The 19272-nt window shown below is 73.4% G+C and carries 16 protein-coding genes and 1 pseudogene; 6 read left to right on the top strand and 11 right to left on the bottom strand.

Annotated elements, in window-relative coordinates; translation table 11 throughout:
• Positions 1–104: 104 nt before the first annotated feature.
• The 9 genes from OCT49_RS02440 to OCT49_RS02400 form a co-directional block, all read right to left on the bottom strand.
• A complete protein-coding gene (locus OCT49_RS02440) occupies positions 105–818 on the bottom strand; it encodes a polysaccharide deacetylase family protein (protein ID WP_283850237.1) in 714 nt (237 codons plus the stop codon).
• Positions 815–1918, bottom strand: a complete 1104-nt coding sequence (locus OCT49_RS02435) for a Gfo/Idh/MocA family protein (RefSeq protein ID WP_349632775.1) — start codon at positions 1916–1918, stop codon at positions 815–817. The genes OCT49_RS02440 and OCT49_RS02435 overlap by 4 nt, the downstream gene beginning before the upstream one ends.
• Positions 1919–2036: 118 nt before the next feature.
• Positions 2037–3671: an FAD-dependent oxidoreductase gene (locus OCT49_RS02430; protein ID WP_283850235.1), complete on the bottom strand. Its 1635-nt coding sequence runs from the start codon at positions 3669–3671 to the stop codon at positions 2037–2039.
• Between the two features lie 14 nt (positions 3672–3685).
• A complete protein-coding gene (locus OCT49_RS02425) occupies positions 3686–4858 on the bottom strand; it encodes a LacI family DNA-binding transcriptional regulator (protein ID WP_283850234.1) in 1173 nt (390 codons plus the stop codon).
• Positions 4859–5094: 236 nt separating this feature from the next.
• The gene (locus OCT49_RS02420) at positions 5095–6165 is read right to left on the bottom strand and encodes a LacI family DNA-binding transcriptional regulator (protein ID WP_283850233.1); all 1071 of its coding nucleotides are present in this window, start codon (positions 6163–6165) and stop codon (positions 5095–5097) included.
• Positions 6166–6253: 88 nt separating this feature from the next.
• On the bottom strand, positions 6254–7492 hold the full coding sequence (locus tag OCT49_RS02415; protein ID WP_283850232.1) for a mandelate racemase/muconate lactonizing enzyme family protein: 1239 nt from the start codon (positions 7490–7492) through the stop codon (positions 6254–6256).
• Between the two features lie 12 nt (positions 7493–7504).
• Positions 7505–8467 (bottom strand): D-2-hydroxyacid dehydrogenase, encoded by a 963-nt coding sequence (locus OCT49_RS02410; protein WP_283850231.1) that lies wholly within the window; start codon positions 8465–8467, stop codon positions 7505–7507.
• Positions 8464–9453: a DUF6807 domain-containing protein gene (locus OCT49_RS02405; RefSeq protein WP_283850230.1), complete on the bottom strand. Its 990-nt coding sequence runs from the start codon at positions 9451–9453 to the stop codon at positions 8464–8466. The genes OCT49_RS02410 and OCT49_RS02405 overlap by 4 nt, the downstream gene beginning before the upstream one ends.
• Positions 9454–9631: 178 nt before the next feature.
• Positions 9632–9823, bottom strand: a complete 192-nt coding sequence (locus tag OCT49_RS02400; RefSeq protein ID WP_283850229.1) for a DUF6381 family protein — start codon at positions 9821–9823, stop codon at positions 9632–9634.
• A 130-nt stretch (positions 9824–9953) separates the two neighbouring features.
• Between OCT49_RS02400 and OCT49_RS02395 the strand changes: the two are divergent.
• Together OCT49_RS02395 and OCT49_RS02390 are read left to right on the top strand one after the other, a co-directional pair.
• Positions 9954–10672: pseudogene (locus OCT49_RS02395) on the top strand (ribonuclease H family protein).
• A gap of 235 nt (positions 10673–10907) precedes the next feature.
• Positions 10908–11681 carry a CDP-alcohol phosphatidyltransferase family protein gene (locus tag OCT49_RS02390; RefSeq protein WP_283850228.1) on the top strand — a complete coding sequence of 258 codons (774 nt, stop codon included), beginning with the start codon at positions 10908–10910 and terminating at the stop codon, positions 11679–11681.
• Here the strand turns inward: OCT49_RS02390 and OCT49_RS02385 are convergent.
• Positions 11647–12096 carry an FAD synthase family protein gene (locus tag OCT49_RS02385; protein WP_283850227.1) on the bottom strand — a complete coding sequence of 150 codons (450 nt, stop codon included), beginning with the start codon at positions 12094–12096 and terminating at the stop codon, positions 11647–11649. The genes OCT49_RS02390 and OCT49_RS02385 overlap by 35 nt on opposite strands.
• Before the next feature lie 237 nt (positions 12097–12333).
• Here OCT49_RS02385 and OCT49_RS02380 point away from each other — a divergent pair, with 237 nt between their 5' ends.
• From OCT49_RS02380 to OCT49_RS02370, 3 genes are read left to right on the top strand one after another with little or no spacing between them, the layout of a single operon-like run.
• A complete protein-coding gene (locus OCT49_RS02380; RefSeq protein ID WP_283850226.1) occupies positions 12334–13599 on the top strand; it encodes a glycosyltransferase in 1266 nt (421 codons plus the stop codon).
• On the top strand, positions 13596–15284 hold the full coding sequence (locus OCT49_RS02375) for a lipopolysaccharide biosynthesis protein (protein ID WP_283850225.1): 1689 nt from the start codon (positions 13596–13598) through the stop codon (positions 15282–15284). Before OCT49_RS02380 ends, OCT49_RS02375 begins: the two co-directional genes overlap by 4 nt.
• Positions 15281–16534 (top strand): MATE family efflux transporter, encoded by a 1254-nt coding sequence (locus OCT49_RS02370; RefSeq protein WP_283850224.1) that lies wholly within the window; start codon positions 15281–15283, stop codon positions 16532–16534. Before OCT49_RS02375 ends, OCT49_RS02370 begins: the two co-directional genes overlap by 4 nt.
• Here OCT49_RS02370 and OCT49_RS02365 read toward each other — a convergent pair.
• Positions 16494–18008, bottom strand: coding sequence for a hypothetical protein (locus OCT49_RS02365; protein WP_283850223.1), 1515 nt, complete (start codon positions 18006–18008; stop codon positions 16494–16496). The two genes, OCT49_RS02370 and OCT49_RS02365, sit on opposite strands and share 41 nt — an antisense overlap.
• Before the next feature lie 105 nt (positions 18009–18113).
• Between OCT49_RS02365 and OCT49_RS02360 the strand changes: the two genes are divergently transcribed.
• The gene (locus OCT49_RS02360; protein WP_283850222.1) at positions 18114–19271 is read left to right on the top strand and encodes a glycosyltransferase; all 1158 of its coding nucleotides are present in this window, start codon (positions 18114–18116) and stop codon (positions 19269–19271) included.
• Position 19272: the final 1 nt, after the last annotated feature.

Genomic DNA, 19272 nt, shown 5'->3' with positions numbered 1-19272 from the left:
TCTGGATCGGAGGTGGGGTGATCGAAGGCGTGCTGATCGGGGTGATCGGACGCGTGGTGATCAACGAGGTGGTGAGCGGCGGAGTGGTGCGACGGGGGAGTGGTTCACGGGAGCTCGTCGAAGCCCACGCAGGGCAGCGACAGCCCGGCGGCCAGGGACAGCAGAGCCTCCAGCCGGGCCGGGGTCACGTGGTTGGCGGGATGGGCGTCGGCGACGCAGTGGGCGTAGAGGGTGCTCACACCGCCCTCGTCGGCGGTCCGGCGCAGCGCTGCCTCGACACCGCCCAGGTCGTCCCCGTACGCGACGGCACCGCGCCCGCTGTCCACCGAGCAGCCCGGCAGGACCCGCCGGGCGGTGAGGTCGCGGGCCGGTACGCGCAGTTCGTCCGCGAGGGCCGGATCGGCGCGACGGCCGACGGGCACCCCGCCGCGCAGCCGCTCGAAGAGGGTGAGGAGCAGCCGGTCGGTGTCCTCGTCCCGGGCACTGCACGGATAGGCGAAGCTCCGGGCCGGAAAGCCGAGGCGGCGCAGCCGCTCCAGGGCGGGCACCACCTCCCGGTCGAGATAGGCGGCCGGTCCGTGGGCGGCGACGAACTCGGGTGCGCGTTCGTGCCGCAGGCCGTGGCAGCCGATGCTGTGGCCGTCGTCCGCGAGCCGGCGCAGCAGCCGCACCTCGTCCCGGTCGAGCCGGTCGGGCTCGCAGACGAAGAAGGTGACCCGTGCCCCGTACGAGGCGAACAGCGGTGCGACGGCGGCCCACTCGCGCACGTGCCGGTCGTCGAAGGTGAGCAGCAGGGCCCGTTCCACGCGTCCGGTCATCGCCCGGCCCCTTGCGGTGCCCAGCCGGGGACGGAGCCGTGCAGCACCGTGTGGAAGGGGTCGCCGGGGACGATCTCGCCGGCCCGGACCGTGCGGCCGGTGAGCGCCGCCTTGTACATCGCGGTGATCAGCTCCAGGGACCGGCGGCCGTCCCCGGCGCTCGCCCGGGGCCGCCGGCCCGCCCGCATGTCGGTCAGGAGCGAGCGGAGCTGGGCGTCGTGCGAGCTGGGCACGTCCTTCGCCGGGGAGGTCCAGCGGGCCACCCGGTCCGGATCGACGCCGGGGGCCGGGGTGTAGGTCCAGTCGTCGTTTCCGTACCCGTAGAGGTGGTTCAGCTCGATCGTGGCGTCGCGCAGGTCGATCCGCAGATGGCTCGACTGACGCGGTGAGAGGGCGCTGTTGACCACGGTGGCCAGGGCGCCGGAGGCGAAGCGCACGGTGGCGGTGGTGACGTCGTCGGTCTCCACGTCACGGGCCAGCCGGGCGGCCATGGCCCGGATCTCCGCCCAGTCGCCGAGCAGTTCGAGCAGCAGGTCGATCTGGTGGATGCCCAGTCCCATGGCGGGACCGGCGCCCTCGGTGGCCCACTTCCCGCGCCAGGGGACCGCGTAGTAGGCGTCGTCCCGGTACCAGGTGGTCTGGCAGTGGGCGACCAGCGGCGCCCCCAGCTCACCGGAGGCGATGAGGGCCTTGGCGTGCTCGGCGCCCGAGCCGAAACGGTGCTGGAAGACGATCGGCGCGTACGGGCCGTCCTCGCCCTCGGCGGCGGTCATGGCGTCGTACTCCGCGAGACTGAGCGCGGGCGGCTTCTCGCACCACACCCACGCCCCGGCGGCCAGGGCGGCGACGACCTGTTCTCGGTGGACGACGGGTGGCGAGGCGATGACGACGAGGTCGGGACGGACCTCGCGCAGCGAGGCGGCGAGGTCGGTGGAGTGGTGGGGCAGCGAGAAGTCGGTGGCGAACGAACGGGCCGCCGCGGGGTCGGCGTCGACCGCGCCGAGCACCGCGAAGTCCGTGGGCAGCCGGAGGAACGCCGGCATGTGGACGGCGCGGGCGATGTTGCCCGCGCCGACGAGCAGTACACGAAGGGGAGTCACAGTCACAGGGAGCCGTCCGGGCCGAGGGCGTAACCGCCGAGGTTGGTAAGCGTTTTCCAGAAGGTCGGGAAGAAGCCCTTCCGAAGGAAGGGCAGGAGCGAGGGACGGAGGCGGGGGGTCAGAGAGTGGCGTAGAGCGCGTCGGCACCGGTCACCGGTCCGGTGCGCAGCCGGTGCGGCCATTCCAGGGCGAGACCGAGCGAGTCGCTCAACCGGTCCTGGAAGGAGGCGAGCCGGCGTTCGTCACCGCGCACCGCGCGCGGCGGCAGCCGGTGTTCCAGACAGTACGAGACCAGCGCGCCGACCGCCTCGCCGATGCTCCACTGGCCCGCGTGGCCGCCGACCGCCGGCGCGCTGAGATGCGTGGCGCCGATGTTCCGCCCGGCCGGGAGCAGGTTCTCCACGCGTACGGGCAGCAGCGCGCCCAGGGGCAACTGGAACGGCAGGCACTCCAGGTCCAGGCCCGCGCCGCCGCCGGTGCCCGGGTGCAGAGTGATCCGGGAGCGCAGGGTGCCCACGCTGTCCGTGAAGGTCTCGGCACCCGGCGCCCCGGCCCGTGCCGCGACGGTCAGATGGTGCTCCAGCAGGGTGAACTCGGCCCGGATGCGCCGGGATTCACGTACGTGCGGTGCCTTGGCGAACCCGTCGGACGTGCCCGTGGCGTCGGGCCTCAGCCGCAGCTCGGGGTAGCCGTGGCCGCCGTCGTGCCGGGGCGCCCGGGTCTGCATCCAGTACAGGAACGACAGCGCCTGCTCCCGCGCCTCCCGCTCGGCACGGGCCCGCACCTCCCCACCGGCCCCGGCGAGCGGCAGCCCGGTGTAGGCGGTCTGCTCCCAGTCGACCAGGGTGAGGTCGCTGTCGAAGGTGCCGGGCAGGTACCGGCTCCGGGCGAGCGCCCGCAACCGGTGCCAGCGGTCGTTGGGCGGCGCGCCCCAGGGCGGGACCTCGTCCGGCTCGTGCAGGAAGAGCGGCACGGTGCGGGCCGGGCCGCCGCCGGGCTCCGCGGTTTCCCAGGAGAAGGCGCCGGACCACCGGTCGTAGTCGGCCGGCCGGTCCACGGTGTGGTCCTCGCCGGGGCGGTGGTCCAGGGCGAAGGCCCAGGAGACCGGCTGCTGGTCCAGCGGGTCGGCGACCGCCGCCGCGTGCGGCTCACCCGTCTCCTCCCGGGACTCGGCGCCGGTGACGTGCTCGACGCCCGCGAGGTCGAGCAGCTCGCCCAGGTCCGTCGCGTCGACGATGTAGGGGGCGGCGACCGTCAGCCGCTCTCCGTCCGCGGCCTCCAGGGTGACCGAGGAGACCCGGTCCCCGTCCGTCCGGGCCGCGACCGGCCGGTGGCGGAGCAGCAGGGTGAGCCGGCCGGCGGCGAGGTGCGGGGCGAGCAGTTCCTGGACGACGGCGAGCGCCGCCCGCGGCTCGTGGCTGAGGTGGCCGGTGGTGCTCAGCCCGGGATCGAGCAGGGGATCGGCGAACGGCCCTGGGCACAGCGGGTAGTTGCGGCGGTAGAAGTCGCGGATCCGTTCGCGCAGGTCCCGGTAGCCGGGGGAGACGGGGTCCAGCTCGATGCGGTGGCCGTCGGCCAGCGGCACCACCTGCGCGGTGAACAGCCCACCGGGCCAGTCGGTGGCCTCGGTGAGCACGACCCGGTGTCCGAACCGGGCGGCGGTCAGCGCGGCGGCCAGACCGCCGAGGCCGGCACCGACCACCAGGACGTCGGTCCCGAGTTCGCGGGTACGGGGGGTGGGGGCGGCGAACACAGGAGTCTCCTCCCTCAGGGCCGACGGGCGGCGACGGTACGGAGCCGGACCGGTACGGACTCGCGCGTCCTGATCCGGACGGGGAGCACGATCTGCTCGGCGTCGCGGTACGGGTCCTCGCCCGCCGCGCGCTCCGCGATCCGCTTGACCAGCTGTTCGACCGCGCGGCCGCCGATCTCCCCGGCGGGCAGCCGGGCGGCGAAACTGGTGAGCGGCAGCAGGTCGTAGGGGCCCGCGTCGTCCATGCCGGCCAGCACGATCTCGTCGGGCACGGCGATGCCGAGCGAGGCCAGGTCGGCGGCGGCGGTGGCGACGGCGAAGCCGTGCGCGCACAGCAGCGCGGTCGGCGGCTCGGCGGAGGCGAGGAGCTCGGACAGCAGCCGCTTGCGGTCCTCCTCGGGCAGCGCCGTGTACGAGCGCAGCGCGGTGAACCGGGGGAGCAGCGGCTGGTCGTGGGCGCGCAGCGCCTGCTTGTGTCCGGTCATCCGGTCGTGGACGCTGGTGCACTGAGTCTCGCCCCAGAGCGTCGCTATGCGGGTGTGGCCGTCGGCCAGCAGGTGCTCGGTGAGCCGGTAGCCGACGTCGTAGTTGTCGGCGGTGACCGCGTCGACGGCGAAGCCGGGGAAGTACCGGTCGACCAGCACCATGGGGATGCGCAGGCGCCGGAGCTCCTCCAGCACACCGGGGTCGGGCGAGCCCTGGACCGGATAGAGGATGATCCCGTCGACCCGGTCCTCGGCGGCCTGGCGCAGCGCCTGGTCCTGGCGGGCCAGGGACGCCGCGTGGTCGGCGTGCCCGGTGGCCGTCATCCGGACCGCGGAGTCGGAGAAGAACAGCCGCAGCCCCCGATCCGAACAGCCGGACTCGATCCCGCGCAGCACCTCGGACTGGTAAGGGCCCTGGCCGCTGATGATGCAGGCCACCACACCGGAACGCTGCGCCGGTCCGGGCTCGTCGCTCCGGCCGTCCCGGTCGGCGACGAAGGTGCCCAGACCGCGCCGACGCACCAACAGCCCTTCCGCGACGAGGTCGTTGAGTGCCCGCACGGCAGTGGTGGAACTGACCCCGAAGCGCTCGCGCAGCTGGTTCTGGGTGATGAACGGAGCGCCGGCCTCGTACTCGTCGCGTGCGACCTCGGCCCGCAACTCCTCCTTGATGCGCTGGTACTTGGGTCCTGACGTACCCATCCAGCCACCGCCTTCCCAGGTTTGACGCGTCAAATGGCGTTGGCGTCAGTGTGGCGGCGATTGACGCGTCATTTCAAGAGTATTTCCGCGAAAAATTGATTCAATTAGCGCGTCAAAGAAGGTGGTTGTCGCTTCGACGCGTCAAAGGAAAGGCCCGGACGAAGGCTCCCGGGCGGGGAGCCCCTCGTCCGGGCTCGGGGCTTTCGTCGGGCCGGGCCGTCGCGGCCCGTACCGGCTCAGCCGGTCGTGCGGGGCGGCGGCGCGGTGCTGGCCCGCACCACCAGGCGCGACGGCACGGCCAGCGTGCGCGGCGAGGGCGTCGCGTCGCCGAGGGCCAGCAGCAGCGCCCGGCGGCCGATCTCCTCCAGCGGCAGCCGCACCGTCGTCAGCGCGGGCGTGACGTCACCGGCCACCGGCAGGTCGTCGAAGCCCACGACGGAGACGTCGGAGGGCACGCCCCGCCCGAGGTCGTCCCGGAGCGCCGCGAGCGCCCCCAGCGCCATCGCGTCGTTGAGCGCGAAGATCGCGGTGATCCCCGGTGACCTGCGAAACAGCCGCACCGTCGCGGTCCGTCCGCCGTCCCGGGTGAAGTCGGCCTCGACCCGGTGCCGTTCCTGCACGACGATGCCCAGCTCGGCGGCCCGCTCCAGGAAGCCGCGCAGCCGGTCCTGCACGGAGACCAGGGCGAGCGGCCCGCAGACCACACCGATCTCGGTGTGCCCCAGCCGGGCGAGGTGCTCGGCCACGGCCCGGCCGCCCTCGTGGTTCCCCGGCACGATCGTGTCCACCGGCATGCCCTCGTGCGCGACCGCGGTCACCCGGCCGCCCTGGGCGGCGAAGGACTCCAGCTCCTGGACGAGCGAGGGGCTCCTGCCGGTGAATCCCGAGCCGGCGAGGACCACGGCCCGGGCCCGCTGGGCCCGCAGCCGCGCCACGTACTCCGCCTGGAGCTCGGGCTCGTGGAAGGTGCCGGCCAGCATCACGAGGAGCTTGTGGTCGCGGGCGACCTCCATCACGCCGGCGGCGATGGCGGAGTAGTACGCGTCGTTCACGTCGTGCACGAGCAGGCCGACGATGGAGGTGGTGGACCGCACGAGCGCGCGGGCCGGCGCGTTGGACACGTAGCGGAGCCGGGCCGCCGCCTCCAGGACGCGCTCCTGCAGCTCCTGGGTGACGTTGCGGTCGCTGTCGCCGAGGACGCGCGAGGCCGTGGCGAGGGACACCCCGGCATCCTGCGCGACCTGCTGGAGCGTCACGGCCGACGACGGGCGGGGACGGGCGGAACGTCGATTGACCTGGCTCTGCATGAGGCTACGATAGCCGCCCTGAAAGCGTTTTCCCATCGCGCAGGCAAGCGGATCCGGCGCTCGGCGGTGCTCTCCTCCCATGCCCCGCTCAGTCTGTCCTCCATCGGCCGGGCTCGGCCGCCGGCATCCTGGTCGGGCAGCGGTAGACGGCATCGCCGCGGAAGGCGAACCGCCGTTCGGTCTCCGGAGTGAGCCGGACGCCGAGTCCCGGTGCCCGCGGGGCGAGCAGCCGGCCCGACTCGATGCGGAACGGCTCGACCAGCAGCTCGGACCGCAGGGCGTATGCGGGCAGCGGCCACTCGGCCAGCCGACCGCCGCCGGCGAACGCGGCGTGGTAGTTGGCCGCCTGGCACACCGCACTGCCCCAGCAGTGGACCACCGGGGCGACACCGTGTTCCGCGGCCCCCGCGAAGACGGCCAGCGTCTGTCGTGGCCCGCCGACGACCGTGGCGTCCGGCTGGACCATGTCGTAATACCCCGCAGCCACGCGCTCCAGCAGCTCGCGCGCGGTGGTGACGGTCTCCCCGCCCGCCACCGGGCAGCCGGCCGCCCGCCGCAGGGCGGGGTACTCATGCGCACGGGCCGGTCCCAGGGGCTCCTCCAGAAAGCGCACCGGCTGCGGTGTGCCCGCCCCGACCGCGTCGAGGAACGCGAGTGCGTCCGCCGCCGACTGGCCGGGGTCGTCGAGGTTCTGTGCCATGTCGACCGCGACACCGACTCCGTGCGGGGCCGCGTGCTCCAGCGTCCACACCACCTTGTCGGCCTCGTGGCCCCGTGCCCTGATCTTGAAGGTGTCGATCCCGAGCGAGGCGACGGCGGCGATCTCGGTGCTCATGGCCGACGGGGACGCCGAGTCGCCCCCGCTGGCGTAGAGCCGGATCCTGTCCGTGCGACGGCCGCCCAGCAGCTCGTACGCGGGCACACCGGCCCGCTTCCCCAGGGCATCGAGCAGGGCCGCCTCCACGGCGGAGACGACATGACGGGCCGCTCCCTGAAGACTCCAGTACCCCGTGACGAGCACCATGTCCCGGTACCGTTCCGCCAGGTCGCCGGCCGGGCGCCCGACCAGGTGGGGGACCAGCAGCTCGACCGTCGACACGAAGACGTGCGGTGCGAACACGGCGAGATACCCCTCGCCCAGCCCGGTCGTCCCGTCGTCCAGGGTCACCTCGACCAGTCCCGTCGTGCGCCACCCCGTGGGCAGCGCCACGCGCACCTCCAGATTCTCCGGGTCGGCGTACGGGGCGCTGAGCAGGACCGGCCGGACCGCCGCGATCCGTGCTCCGGGGTCGAGCGCACCCATGTGCGAGGAAGTGTGTTCGGCCATGTCGTCGCGTCCTCAGAATCCCCTGGCCCACTGCACGGGGTTGCGCAGCGGGACGTCGGTCTCGAAACGGCGCAGGTTCTCGGCGAACAGGTCGATCACCCGCGCGGTCTCGTCCGTCGAACCACCCGCGGTGTGCTGGGTGAGAACGACGTTCGGGCAGGTCCACAAGGGATGTCCGGCGGGCAGCGGCTCCTGTCCGGTGACGTCCAGCACCGCACCGCCGAGCCGCCCGGAGGACAGCTCGGAGATCAGCGCCTCCTCGTCCACCAGCGATCCCCGGCCCGCGTTCACCAGGACGGCCCCGGGCCGCATCCGGGCCAGGCGCCGCGCGTCGAGCAGCCCGCTCGTACCGGGCGTCCCGGGCAACAGCCCCACCACCACGTCGAAGTCCGGCAGTTGCACATCGAGCTCGGCCGGGGTGCGGATGTCGCCCGAGCCGCGCGCGAAGTGCGAGATCGGGCAGCCGAACGGCCCGAGCAGTTCGGCGAGCCTCCGGGCGATCGACCCCCGGCCCAGCATCAGGACCCGGGCCCCGGACAGCAGCCGCAGTCGCGGTCGGACGACGGACTTCGCCCAGGTACCGCGGGAGCGCAGCCCGGAGAGCTCGTCGATGCCGCGGTGCAGTGCGAGTATGCCCGCCAGGCACGACTCGGCCACCGGGTCGGCGAAGACATCGCCCAGATTGGTCACGGTCAGCCGACGGCCGAGAACCGGCCAGTCCAGGCCGAGATAGCCGTCGATCCCGACCGAGGCGAGCTGCAGCCACCGGAGCCGGGGCGCCTCGGCCACCCGGGCGGCCTCGGGGTTGCCGAGTGCGATGTCGGCGTCGGCGAGGGCACGGTCGTCGGCCGCGGAGACCATCCCCGGCTCGGCGAACCACACGGGCCCGGAACCGAGTTCCCGCAGGCGGGCGCGGCCGGACTCGTCGAGCGGCAGCTCCACGTACAGGCCGGGGCGGTGATCGCCCGCGTTCACCACGGGTGCTCCGCGAGGTACTCGGTGATCCGGTCCCGGTCCCAGGCCCCGTCCGCGACGGTGATCCGGTAGCGGCGCGCGAGGGTGTCGCCCGGGGCGAGCTCCAGCTCCTCGTGGAAGGCGAAGGAGGGGGCGACGGCGGCGAACGGCTCGTTGCGCACGAACCAGTGGGCCGGGTGGGTGCCGCCCGCTCCCGAATGGTCGTTCTCCGGGGCGTGCCGGAAGATCAGCGTGGCGTGTCCGTCGGCGCCGTCGTGCTCGCCGCTGTAGGCCAGCCAGGGGGCCTGCGTCCCCATCAGCCCGGGTCCCTCCCCGTCCGGGCCGATGATCCGCCCGCCGCGGAAGGCGCGCGGACCGCGCCAGAAGAGGCCGGTGTAGCCCGCGGCCTCCCGGCCGTGGGTGGTGGGGCTGCCGAAGCGCAGCGGCTCGGAACGCCGGTTGGTGACGGCACTCGACCAGGTCAGTGTCCAGCTCCCGCCGGCCCCCGGTCCGGCGGGCCCGGCGTGGTGTCCGGCCTCGTGCCCGCCCCCGCGTTCGACCTCGTGCTCGACGTCGTGCAGCTCGATCCGGCGCATCTCGTCCGCCCAGTGCGTGCCGTCGTGGTGGCGCCAGCTCAGCCGTTCCGTGATGACCGCGCGCCCCTCCTCCACCGCCACCTCGTCGAAGCCGAGGTGCGCCATCGAGCCGACCAGCTCGGGCAGCGGCTGATAGTCCTGCCCGTGCACATAGGTGTTGCCTCCCCACAGGTTCTGCCCGGAGAGGTGGGAGGCCGTCATCTGGAGGCCCTTGTGCCAGCGGTGATCGTTGGGCCGGTAGTCGCTGACAACGTTATCAGCCAAGGTGCGCAGGGGGTGTACGTACGGCTTCGGGGCCTCCCAGGCCGCCTCGGGGCGGTAGACGTAGCTGATCAGCTCGATGCCGTGGCGTTCCTCCGTGACCGTGACCCGGTCCCCGTGGACGTGTGTGATGCGCAGTGGACCGCTCATGTCCCCAAAGTCTCCCGATGCGACTGGAAAGCGCTTACCGCACCGTAGGGGCCATGGCCGGGGAACGTCAACAAGCGGTACGCACGGGAGGGGCGGGCCGCAACAACGGCCGTGCGACGGCGACGGCCCGCCGCCCACTCAGGGAAGGGCGACGGGGCGTCGGCCGGCGACGGCGGGTCTACCGGGTCGGGCGGATGTCCTCGCCACCCATGGTGCCCTGCCGGTCGCTCTGCTCCCGCAGCAGCCGGGCCTTCTCCTGGAGGCGTCGGCGCTGTTCGGGGTCGGTGGTGCGCTCGGCGGCCTCGGTCATGTGCCGGGCCTTGTCGCGCAGCTGCTGCGCACGGTCACCGGATTCACGTGCAACGCTCATCATCGCTCCTTGATGCGTCGGGGAAGAGCGGGCCCCCTCAGAGAACCAGCGCCGCGGGACCGCCGCACCTCGAATCGTCACTCAGCGTCACGGCTTCGTGGGGGGATGCGGCGCTGGCATGATCGGGGGCATGAACGAAAGCATCATCGCCGCGTGTGACGGGGCGTCGAAGGGCAATCCCGGACCTGCGGCCTGGGCGTGGGTCGTGGCCGACGCACAGGGGCGGCCGCAGCGCTGGGAGGCCGGGCCGCTGGGCACAGCCACCAACAACGTGGCCGAACTCACGGCGCTGTGTGAGCTGTTGGAGTCAACGGACCCGACCACCGCGATCGAGGTGCGGATGGATTCGCAGTACGCGATGAAAGCGGTGACCACATGGCTGCCGGGGTGGAAGCGCAACGGCTGGAAGACGTCGGCCGGCAAGCCGGTGGCCAACCGTGACCTCGTGGTCCGGATCGACGACCTGCTGACCGGTCGGTCGGTGCGCTTCACCTACGTCCCCGCCCACCAGGTGGACGGCGACCCGCTCAACGCGCTCGCCGACCAGGCGGCCAGCGAGGCCGCGGTGGCGCAGGTGCCCGCAGGCACCGCGCACGGTGCCACGGAGCTGCCGACCCCCGCCCCCGGCCGGGCGACCGAGGGCGCCGCGGCGGAGCGGCGGCGAAGCGGAGCGGCGGCACGGCGGCGCGGAAGGCGGGCGGCGCGACGCGCACCGCGCGTTCCGGCGCGACCATCAAGGCCCGGTTCGCCGGCCGCTGTCACTGCGGGAAGCCCTACGCGGCCCAGGACCCGATCGCCAAGAACCCCAACGGCTGGGGCCACCCGGAGTGCCGCACCGCCCCCGCCTGAGCCGACGCCGCCTCCTTGCCACCCCGCACGGGCCGGCCTGCCTCCCGGCCGGACACGGACCGGTTCCCGCCCCGGCCCGTGCGGGCCGGTTCCGGACACGACCGGGTGCCGTTCCCCGGCCGGAGCGGGCGAGTGGCCGCGCGGGGCCGGGGCGGCGTGCCATGATGCGGCTTCGGTGGCGGTGGCCGGGCGGCTTCCCCGGCGCCGCCGGCAACGGCTGCACGCTGGGGGGCGTATGGGAACCACGGGCACGGTCATGCGTGAGCTGCGCGGGGCGCAGAAGACGGCCAAGGGGGTCTCGCTCTACTCGCGGTACGTGAACCGTCCGGCCGGCCGGGTCCTCGCGGCCGGGGCGTACCGCATCGGCATGACGCCCAATCAAGTCACCTTGCTGAGCGCGGTGTTCACCTTTTCCGCCATCGCATCGGTGGCGCTCGTCCGGCCGTCCTGGGGCCTGGCCGTGCTGGTCTGGGGCGGTCTCGTCGTCGGCTTCGCCCTCGACTCGGCCGACGGGCAACTGGCCCGGCTGACCGGCCGGGGCGGCCCGGACGGCGAATGGCTCGACCACGTCGTGGACTGCGCCAAGATGATCCTCGTGCACACCGCCGTGCTGATCTCGTTCCGGCGGTTCTTCGACCTGCCGTCCGAGGGCTGGCTGCTGCTGCCGCTCGGCTTCCTCTTCGCGGCCGTGCTCACCTTCTGCGCCGGACTGCTGCGCGAACAACTGGGCAAGGCACAACCGGGCAGGACGCAGCCGGGAGGGGCCCGACCGGCCGGGGCCGGCGCCCCATCCGTCGCGGGCGGCACGGCGGCCCCGGTCTCCCGGCTCCGGGCCGTGGCACTGCTGCCCGCCGACTACGGAGTGTTCTGCCTGGTCTTCCTGCTGCTCGGCGACCCCACCGCGTTCCGCCTCGGCTATGCGGTGCTCGCCGCCGTGCACGCGCTGTTCCTGGTGATGTTCCTCGCCAAGTGGTTCAGGGAGCTGAGATCGCTCCGGACTGCGGACTGACGAGCGACTCCAACGCCCGGCGCAGTTGGGTGCTGGACGTGTGCACCGTGTACGGGAAGTAGACGACCTCCACACCGACCTCCGCGAAGTCGCGCTCCAGCCGTCTGCCCTTCTCCGTGTCCCGCCAGTCGTCCCCCTTGAAGATCACGTCGAACCGCACCTGCTGCCAGGTCTCGACCTTGTCGGGCACCGTCTCGACGAACGCCGCGTCCACGTAGCGCACGCTGCGTACGATCTCCAGGCGCTCCGGCAGCGGGATCACCGGTCTGTGGCCCTTGGCGAGCGCCGCCATCTCGTCCGAGACGACCCCGGCGACGAGGTAGTCGCACTGACTGCGGGCATGCCGCAGGATGTTGAGGTGCCCCACATGGAACAGGTCGTAGACCCCCGGCGCGTAGCCGACCCTGTGCGCCATCCGCTCTCTCCCCCCACGGTGAACGCGACATCCGTCTTCCGTGGCCGTTGTCCGGACATGGCGTCCGGTGCCATGGGATATCGGTATCGGTATTGATGGTGCAACGACCCTACTGTGAAGACCACTTGCGCATCTCGTGAACGGATAAGCTCGCTTTTGGGGCTGTTCCTCGAGGGCGTTTCCCGACGCTGTTGCTTGGGGAGCAGGGATTGTTCCGGGGGGGAAGGACGGGCGTCCATGTCCGATGCAGACCATCACGAGCCGTTCGGGGGCCGCACCTTGCTGGTCGTCTCGACGAACTACGCGCCGGAGCTGACCGGCATCGGCCCGTACGCCGCGCAACTCGCCGAGCACTGGGCCGACTCCGGTGCCGAGACGCACGTACTGACCGGCATGCCGCACTACCCGTCCTGGCGGACCGACGCGGAGTACCGGGGAGTGTGGCGGGTCACCGAGAAACGGGCCGGAGTCACGGTGCACCGGCGAAGACATTATGTTCCGCCCCGTCAGACCGCCCTGCGCAGAGGGCTGTTCGAGGCAACGGTGCTCGGCCACACCTTGCTCTCCCCGCCCACGACACGCCCGCCGGACGCCGTGGTCGCCCAACTGCCCAGCCTCGCCGGCGGTGTCGCCGGCGCCCGGCTGGCCCGCCGCCACCGGGCCCCGTACATACCCGTCGTGCAGGACCTGATGGGTGCCGCCGCCGCACAGAGCGGCATCCGGGGCGGGGGCAGGGCCGCCGCCGTCGCCTCGGCCGCCGAACGGTACGCGCTGCGCGCCGCGACCCTCGTCGGCGTCATCCACGAGAGCTTCGTCCCCCGCGTCACCGCGTACGGGGTGGACCCGGACCGCATCCGCCTCGTGCCCAACTGGTCGCACGTGCGGACCCCTTCGGCCGACCGGGCCGCCACCCGGGCCCGGATGGGCTGGGGCGAGGGCACCCCGGTGGTCCTGCACTCCGGGAACATGGGACTCAAACAGGGCCTGGAGGTCCTCGTCGACGCGGCCCGCCTCGCCCCGGAGGTCCGGGTGGTGCTGATGGGGGACGGCAACCAGCGCGAGGAACTGCTGCGGCGCGCGGCGGGCCTGCGCAACCTCGACATCCTGCCGCCCGCCGACGAGGACGCCTTCACCGACGTCCTCGCCGCCGCCGACGTGCTCGCGGTGACCCAGCGGGCCTCCGTGCTCGACATGAGCGTCCCGTCCAAACTCACCTCGTACTTCGTCTCGGGCCGTCCCGTCGTCGGCTCCGTCGCCCGGGGCGGGGGCACCGCGCAGGAGATCCAGCGGTCCGGCGCCGGCCTCCTCGTCGCACCGGAGGACCCGGCGGCCCTGCTGTCGGCCGTGCGCAAGCTCGTCGAAGCACCCGCCGAGGCGGACCTGCTCGGCGCCAACGGACCCCAGTACGTCAAACGCCACCTGAGCCGGGAGGCGGGCCTGGCCCGTTTCGACGCGCTGCTCACCGAGGTCCTCGCGGACACACAAGGGAGACCACGCCGATGAACCAGCCGATCCGTGCCCTGGAGGACCAGGACGAACCCGCGCTGCTGAGGGACCAGTTCCGCCAGCTCCTGCGCTACCGGGCGCTGCTCGCCTCCGGCGTGGTCGTCGGCCTGCTCGGCGGCGGCTGGCTCGCCCTGAGCGGCGAGGAGACCTACACCTCCACGGGCGAGGTCGTCGTGCGCTCCGCCACCTCGGACCCCTTCGCCGCCGGAGCCTCCGCGGACAAGGGCATCAACATCGGCTCCGAGCGGCAGACCGCCGTCAGCGACACCGTGGGCACCCTGGCCGCCGTCGTCCTGGCCCGGCAGGGCGACCGGGTGGAGGTCGGACCGCTGCTCTCCGGCCTCCAGGTCACCAACCCGCCCAACACCCTCGTGCTCCGCTTCGCCTACACCGGCCGCACCCCCGACCTGGCCAGGGGGCGGGCCCAGGCACTGGCCGACGCCTATCTGGAGATCCGCAGACAGCGCACCGAGAACAGCATCGCCCACATGGTCCAGGGCTACCGCGCCCAGCTGACCCCCCTCACCGAACAGCGCGACCAACTGGCAAAACAGACCTCCGGCGGCAACGACGTGACCAGCGCACGGGCCAACCTCGTGGTCGCGATCTCCGAACTCAACCGGAAGATCTCCGAGTTGCGCGCCCTGGACACCACCCCCGGATACCTGACGAAGAAACCCGCCGCCCCCACCGAACCCACCGGCGCCGGACTGCCCCTGCTGCTGGGGCTCGGCGGCGTCGTCGGCCTCGCGCTCGGGCTGCTCCTGTCCTGGGTGCGCCTGGTCTTCGACCCGGCCGTGCGCTCCACCCGCGAACTGGTCCGCTCGCTCGGCGCCCCCCTGCTCGGCACCCTGCCCAGGGAACGCGCCACCGCCGGCACACTGCTGGCCGTCGGACGCGGCGGGAGCCGGCTCGCCGAGGAGTACCGGGCGGTGGCCTTCCGGCTCGCCTACGACCCGTCGTTCTCCCGGCGCCGCCGGCTCCTGGTCACGGCCCCGCGCGGGGACGGCGCGGCGGCGAAGGCCGCCGCGGTCAACCTGGCCGCGGCCTTCGCCGAGATGGGACGCGACGTCATCCTGGTCGAGGCCGACCTGCGCACCCCCTGCCTGGCCTGGGACCTGGGCCCCGCCGTGCAGGGCGCCCACCCCCGGTGGGCGGCGGAGGACGCACGGGCCTGGCCCTCGGACAGCCGGATGAACGTGGACGTACCGGGGTCGGGCGCCTTCACCCTGATAGCGGGCCGCCGCACCGGCAACGTGCCCCGCGCCCTGACCTCGGCCCCCCTCGGGCGGATCATCGCCGAGGGCGACCGGCCCGGCGCTGTCGTGATCGTGCTCGCCCCGCCCGTGCTGGCGTACGCCGACGCCGTCGCGCTCCTCGACCGGGTGGAGGGCGTCGTCGTGGTCTGCGACCCGCGCGACGTGCGCCGCAGCGACCTGGAGCGGATCCGCGAGATCATCGAGGCGGCCGACGGCTCTGTGCTCGGGGCCCTGCTGCACCCCGCCCGCGGCCGCTACGAGCGCCGGGCCCTCCGGAAAGCCGGGAAACGCCGGGCGAAGGTCGCCCGGTACGACTCCGCCCCGGGCCCCGGCGGCAACGACCGCAGCGGCCCGGAGTACACCGGCGACCCGGCCGAGACCCTGGGCCTGCGCACCTTCGACTCCACCGCGGGACACGGATGAGGGCACGCACCGCGATCGTCTGCTCGGTCGCGGACCAGGGCGTGGCGGCGCTCACCAACATCCTGGTGCTGGTCACGGCCGCCCGCCTGTCCACCGTGGCCGAATTCGCCCGCTTCTCGGCGGTCTACCTCGTCTTCACCGTGCTGCTGGGGGCCTTCGGGGCCTACGCCGGGCAGCCGCTGGTGCTGCGCCGGGGCGACGCCGGCGAGGTGCACGGCGCCTGCCGCTCGGCGGTCGCCTTCACCCTGCTCGCGGCGACGGCGCTCGGCGCTCCGACGGCCGCCGTCTGCCTGTCGCTGCCCGGCGCCACCGCACAGGCCCTGATGGCGCTGGGACTCGTCCTGCCGGTCGTCCTGGGCCAGGACACCATGCGCTACGCCTTCTCCACCCTGCACCTGCCGCACCTGGCGCTCACCGGCGACCTGCTCAGACTCGGCTGCGCACTGGGCGCACTGCTCGCCCAGCCGCACGGCGCCCCGGCCGCCCGGCTCCTCACCATGTGGGGCCTGTCCGCGCTCCCGGCCCTGCTGCTGTCGGCCGTCCTGCTGCACCGCAGGACGGCCGGCGCGCCCCTGCACCCGGGAAGCCTGCTGCGCCGCGACCACCTGGGGCGGCGCTTCGTCGTGGAGTTCGGGGTGGGCAACGCCACCGGCCAGCTCTCCGTCCTCGGGCTCGGAGCGGTCGGCAACCCCCTGGTGGTCGGAGCCCTGCGCGGTGCGACCACCCTCTTCGGGCCGCTGAACGTGCTGTTCACCTCGGCCACCGGATTCGGCCCGCCGCTGCTGGGCCGCATCCCCTGCGAACGACGCCGCACCCGGGCCGCCGCAGGGCTCGCCGCCGTCCTGGCCGCCACGGCCGCCGCCTGGGCCACCGCACTGGCCCTGCTGCCCGACGGCGTCGGCCGCCGGCTGCTCGGCGACACCTGGCCCACGGCCGCCGCCCTCCTCCCGGCGACCGGCAGCCAGTACGCGGCGATGGCCGTCGGTACCTGCGGGCTGCTGGCCCTGCGGATGCTCGACCCCCGCACCACCCTCACCGTCCAGGTGGTCTTCTCGCTCGCCGCCGCAGCCTTCCTCATCGGCGGATACGCCCTCGGCGGGGTGCCGGGCGCCGCCTGGGGCCTGTGCCTGGGCTCCGTCTGCAAGGCGGTTGCCACCTGGACCAGGGTGGCCCGGCTGGGGCGCCGCACCTCGGCGAACCGGCCGCCCGTCAGCGCGGACGCCGCTCGCCCCGCTCCCGGAAACTCGTGACCAGCAGCAGACAGAGTGCCGCGACGGCGAGCTTCCCGACGGACTGCAACAGCGGCCCGCGCAACAGGATGAAGGCGTACCCGGCGAGCAACGGCACGGCGACGGCCGCCACACTGCCCGGCCCCGGCCCGTCCCGGGAGACGGCGCGCGCGTAGCGCCGGTCGGTGCGGGCGGCGGCGTACCCGACCAGGGCGAAGGCCCCCGCCATGCCCGGCGCGCCGAAGTCGACCCAGAACTCGGCCCACAACGGCGACGACAGATTGGTCATCCGCATCCCCATCCACTGGCCGACGCGCACCCCGGTGTCCTCGGGCTTGCCGTCCCACACCGACCGGGGCACGAAGAACAGCGCGGAGCCCGCCAGTTGGCGCCCGTAGCCGTGGCCCCGGGTGTCGACCCAGGTGATGGCGTTGGCGAACATCACCGTCTGGTCGTAGTCCTTGGTGGCCAGCGGCTCGAAGACCGACGACGACTCCACCGGCCGGTACCCGTCGCCGTCGTAGCGGAACCGGTCCGCGTACGGGAACACCACCAGCGCCCCCACCACCCCCAGCGCCAGCACCGAGCGGTACATCGCCGGACTGCTCGGGAAGGCGGTGAACAGGAGCGAGACCAGGACCGTCAGGAACCAGTAACGGGCATTGGACACAGGGTTGTTGACGATGACATTGAGGACCAGCAGCGCCCCCCAGGCCAGCACCGTCGACGGGGAACGGCGGGCCCGGCGCGACGTCACCAGCCGGCGCGTGCAGAAGAGCAGTCCGAGCAGCGCGGGCACCGTGCCGAAAGCCTTGAGGAAGGCCGGCCCCACCTGGGACCCCTCCGTCACCACCCCGCTGGCCGCGACCGAGGCGCTGATCTCCTGGCGGCTGGTGAAGAAGACGGCGGGGCCGCCCACCTTCATGACGTAGTAGCCGCTCGCCGCGAAGGCCAGCAGCACCAGCACCCTGAGCCGCCCCCGGTGCACGGTGGCCGGACCGGTCCCGAAGCGGGCGGCGGCCCGTCGGCGCAGGGGCCGCCGGTTCGCCAGCAACGCCCCGAGGTCGAACGCGGCACAGCCCACCAGGACCAGCGCCACGGCCGTCACCAGATCCCCCCGCGGCCCCACCACCGGGGTGGGCGTCTGCCCGATCACCGCCTGCGCGAACGGCGCCACCCCCATCGCGATGTACACGAACATCCAGAAGATGCCCTGCAGCAGCCGCCGCCGGGTGGACAGGATCATCGTCGCGAGCCGGGCCCCCGCGTAGCAGGCCAGCACCAACTGGAGCCAGTACGCGTTGTCCCGGACCCCCGAACCGGGCTGGGCGGCGATCACCGCGGGCAGGAAGCACACCAGGCCGAGGATCAGCGGCACGGCCAGCGCGCGCGACAGCATCGCCCACGACATGGGCTCCGCCGACGGCCGGACCGGTTCGCGCGGAACGTGCCCCGGTGCGGGCGCGGACGGTTCCGCCTCGTGCACGGACGTCATGCGCCCCCCGTTCCGTGGACCTGTGAACACTCTAACGAATCAACCCACTTGGGGCGGTTCGGCTGGCTAGTCTGGCGGGGTCGGCCGAGGGCGAGGGGAACCCTGGTGAAGATCCTGCACGTCGTCACGCTCCACACCCCGGACCACGCCTTCGGCGGTCCGACCCGGGTGGCGCTCAACCTGTCGAAGGTGCAGCGGGCCGCGGGCGACGACGCCCGGATCATGGCACTGGGCGACGGCTTCGACGGACCGCTGCCGCGCGAGGTCGAGGGGGTGCCGGTCCACCTCTTCCAAGCCCGCCACCTGCTTCCCGTGTTCGAGGTCAGCGGCATCACCTCCGGGGCCCTCCTGCTCACCGCCCGCCGCATGATGCGCGGGGCCGACCTGGCCCACGTGCACCTGATGCGCGACCTGGTGACCCTGCCCGCCGCACTGCTCGCCCTGGCCACCCGCACCCCCCTGGTCGTCCAGACCCACGGCATGGTGGACCCCACCGAGAACCGGGTCGCCAGGCTGACCGACCTCCTCGGGGTGCGCACGGTGCTGCGCCGCGCCGACGCCGTACTGCACCTGACCGAGACGGAACGCCTCGATGTGAACGCCGTCGCCGCACCGGTGCCGCTCACCCGCACCGTCCGGCTGGTCAACGGGGTGCGCCCGCAGGAACGCAAGCCCGCCCGGCAACCGGGCCGGCCGCCCACGGTGCTCTTCCTGGCCCGCATTCAGGAACGCAAGCGCCCGGAGGACTTCGTCGCCGCGATGCCCGCGGTCCTGGCCCGCCACCCCGACGCCCGCTTCGTGCTGGCCGGACCCGACACCGGCGCCCTGCGCGGCACCCTCGAACTCGCCCGCCGGCTGGGGGTGACGGACTCGCTCGACCACGTGGGGCCGCTCGACCACGAAGCGGTCCTGGCGGCGGGACGGCAGGCCGACGTGTACGTGCTGCCGTCGATCGAGGAACCCCTGGGCGTGTCCGTCCTGGAGGCGATGTCGGTCGGCACCCCCGTGGTCATCACCCGCACCTGCGGCCTCGCCCCCGACGTGGCACGGGCGGGAGCGGGCCGGGTGATCGACAGCCGGGTCGGCCAGGACGCGAGGAACGCGCGCCGGGTCGCCGACGCCGTACTGGAACTCCTCGAACCCGAGGCCAACGACCGGGCCGGCCGGGCGGCCTGGAACCTCGTCAACGAGGACTTCACCATCGGGGCCGTGACCGGCACCCTCCGGCGGACCTACGAAGACGTGGTCCGCCGGAGGACATGAG

It is taken from the genome of Streptomyces sp. ML-6 (genome assembly GCF_030116705.1).
Taxonomy (GTDB): Bacteria; Actinomycetota; Actinomycetes; order Streptomycetales; family Streptomycetaceae; genus Streptomyces.
This window is presented reverse-complemented; position numbering and strand designations above follow the sequence as displayed.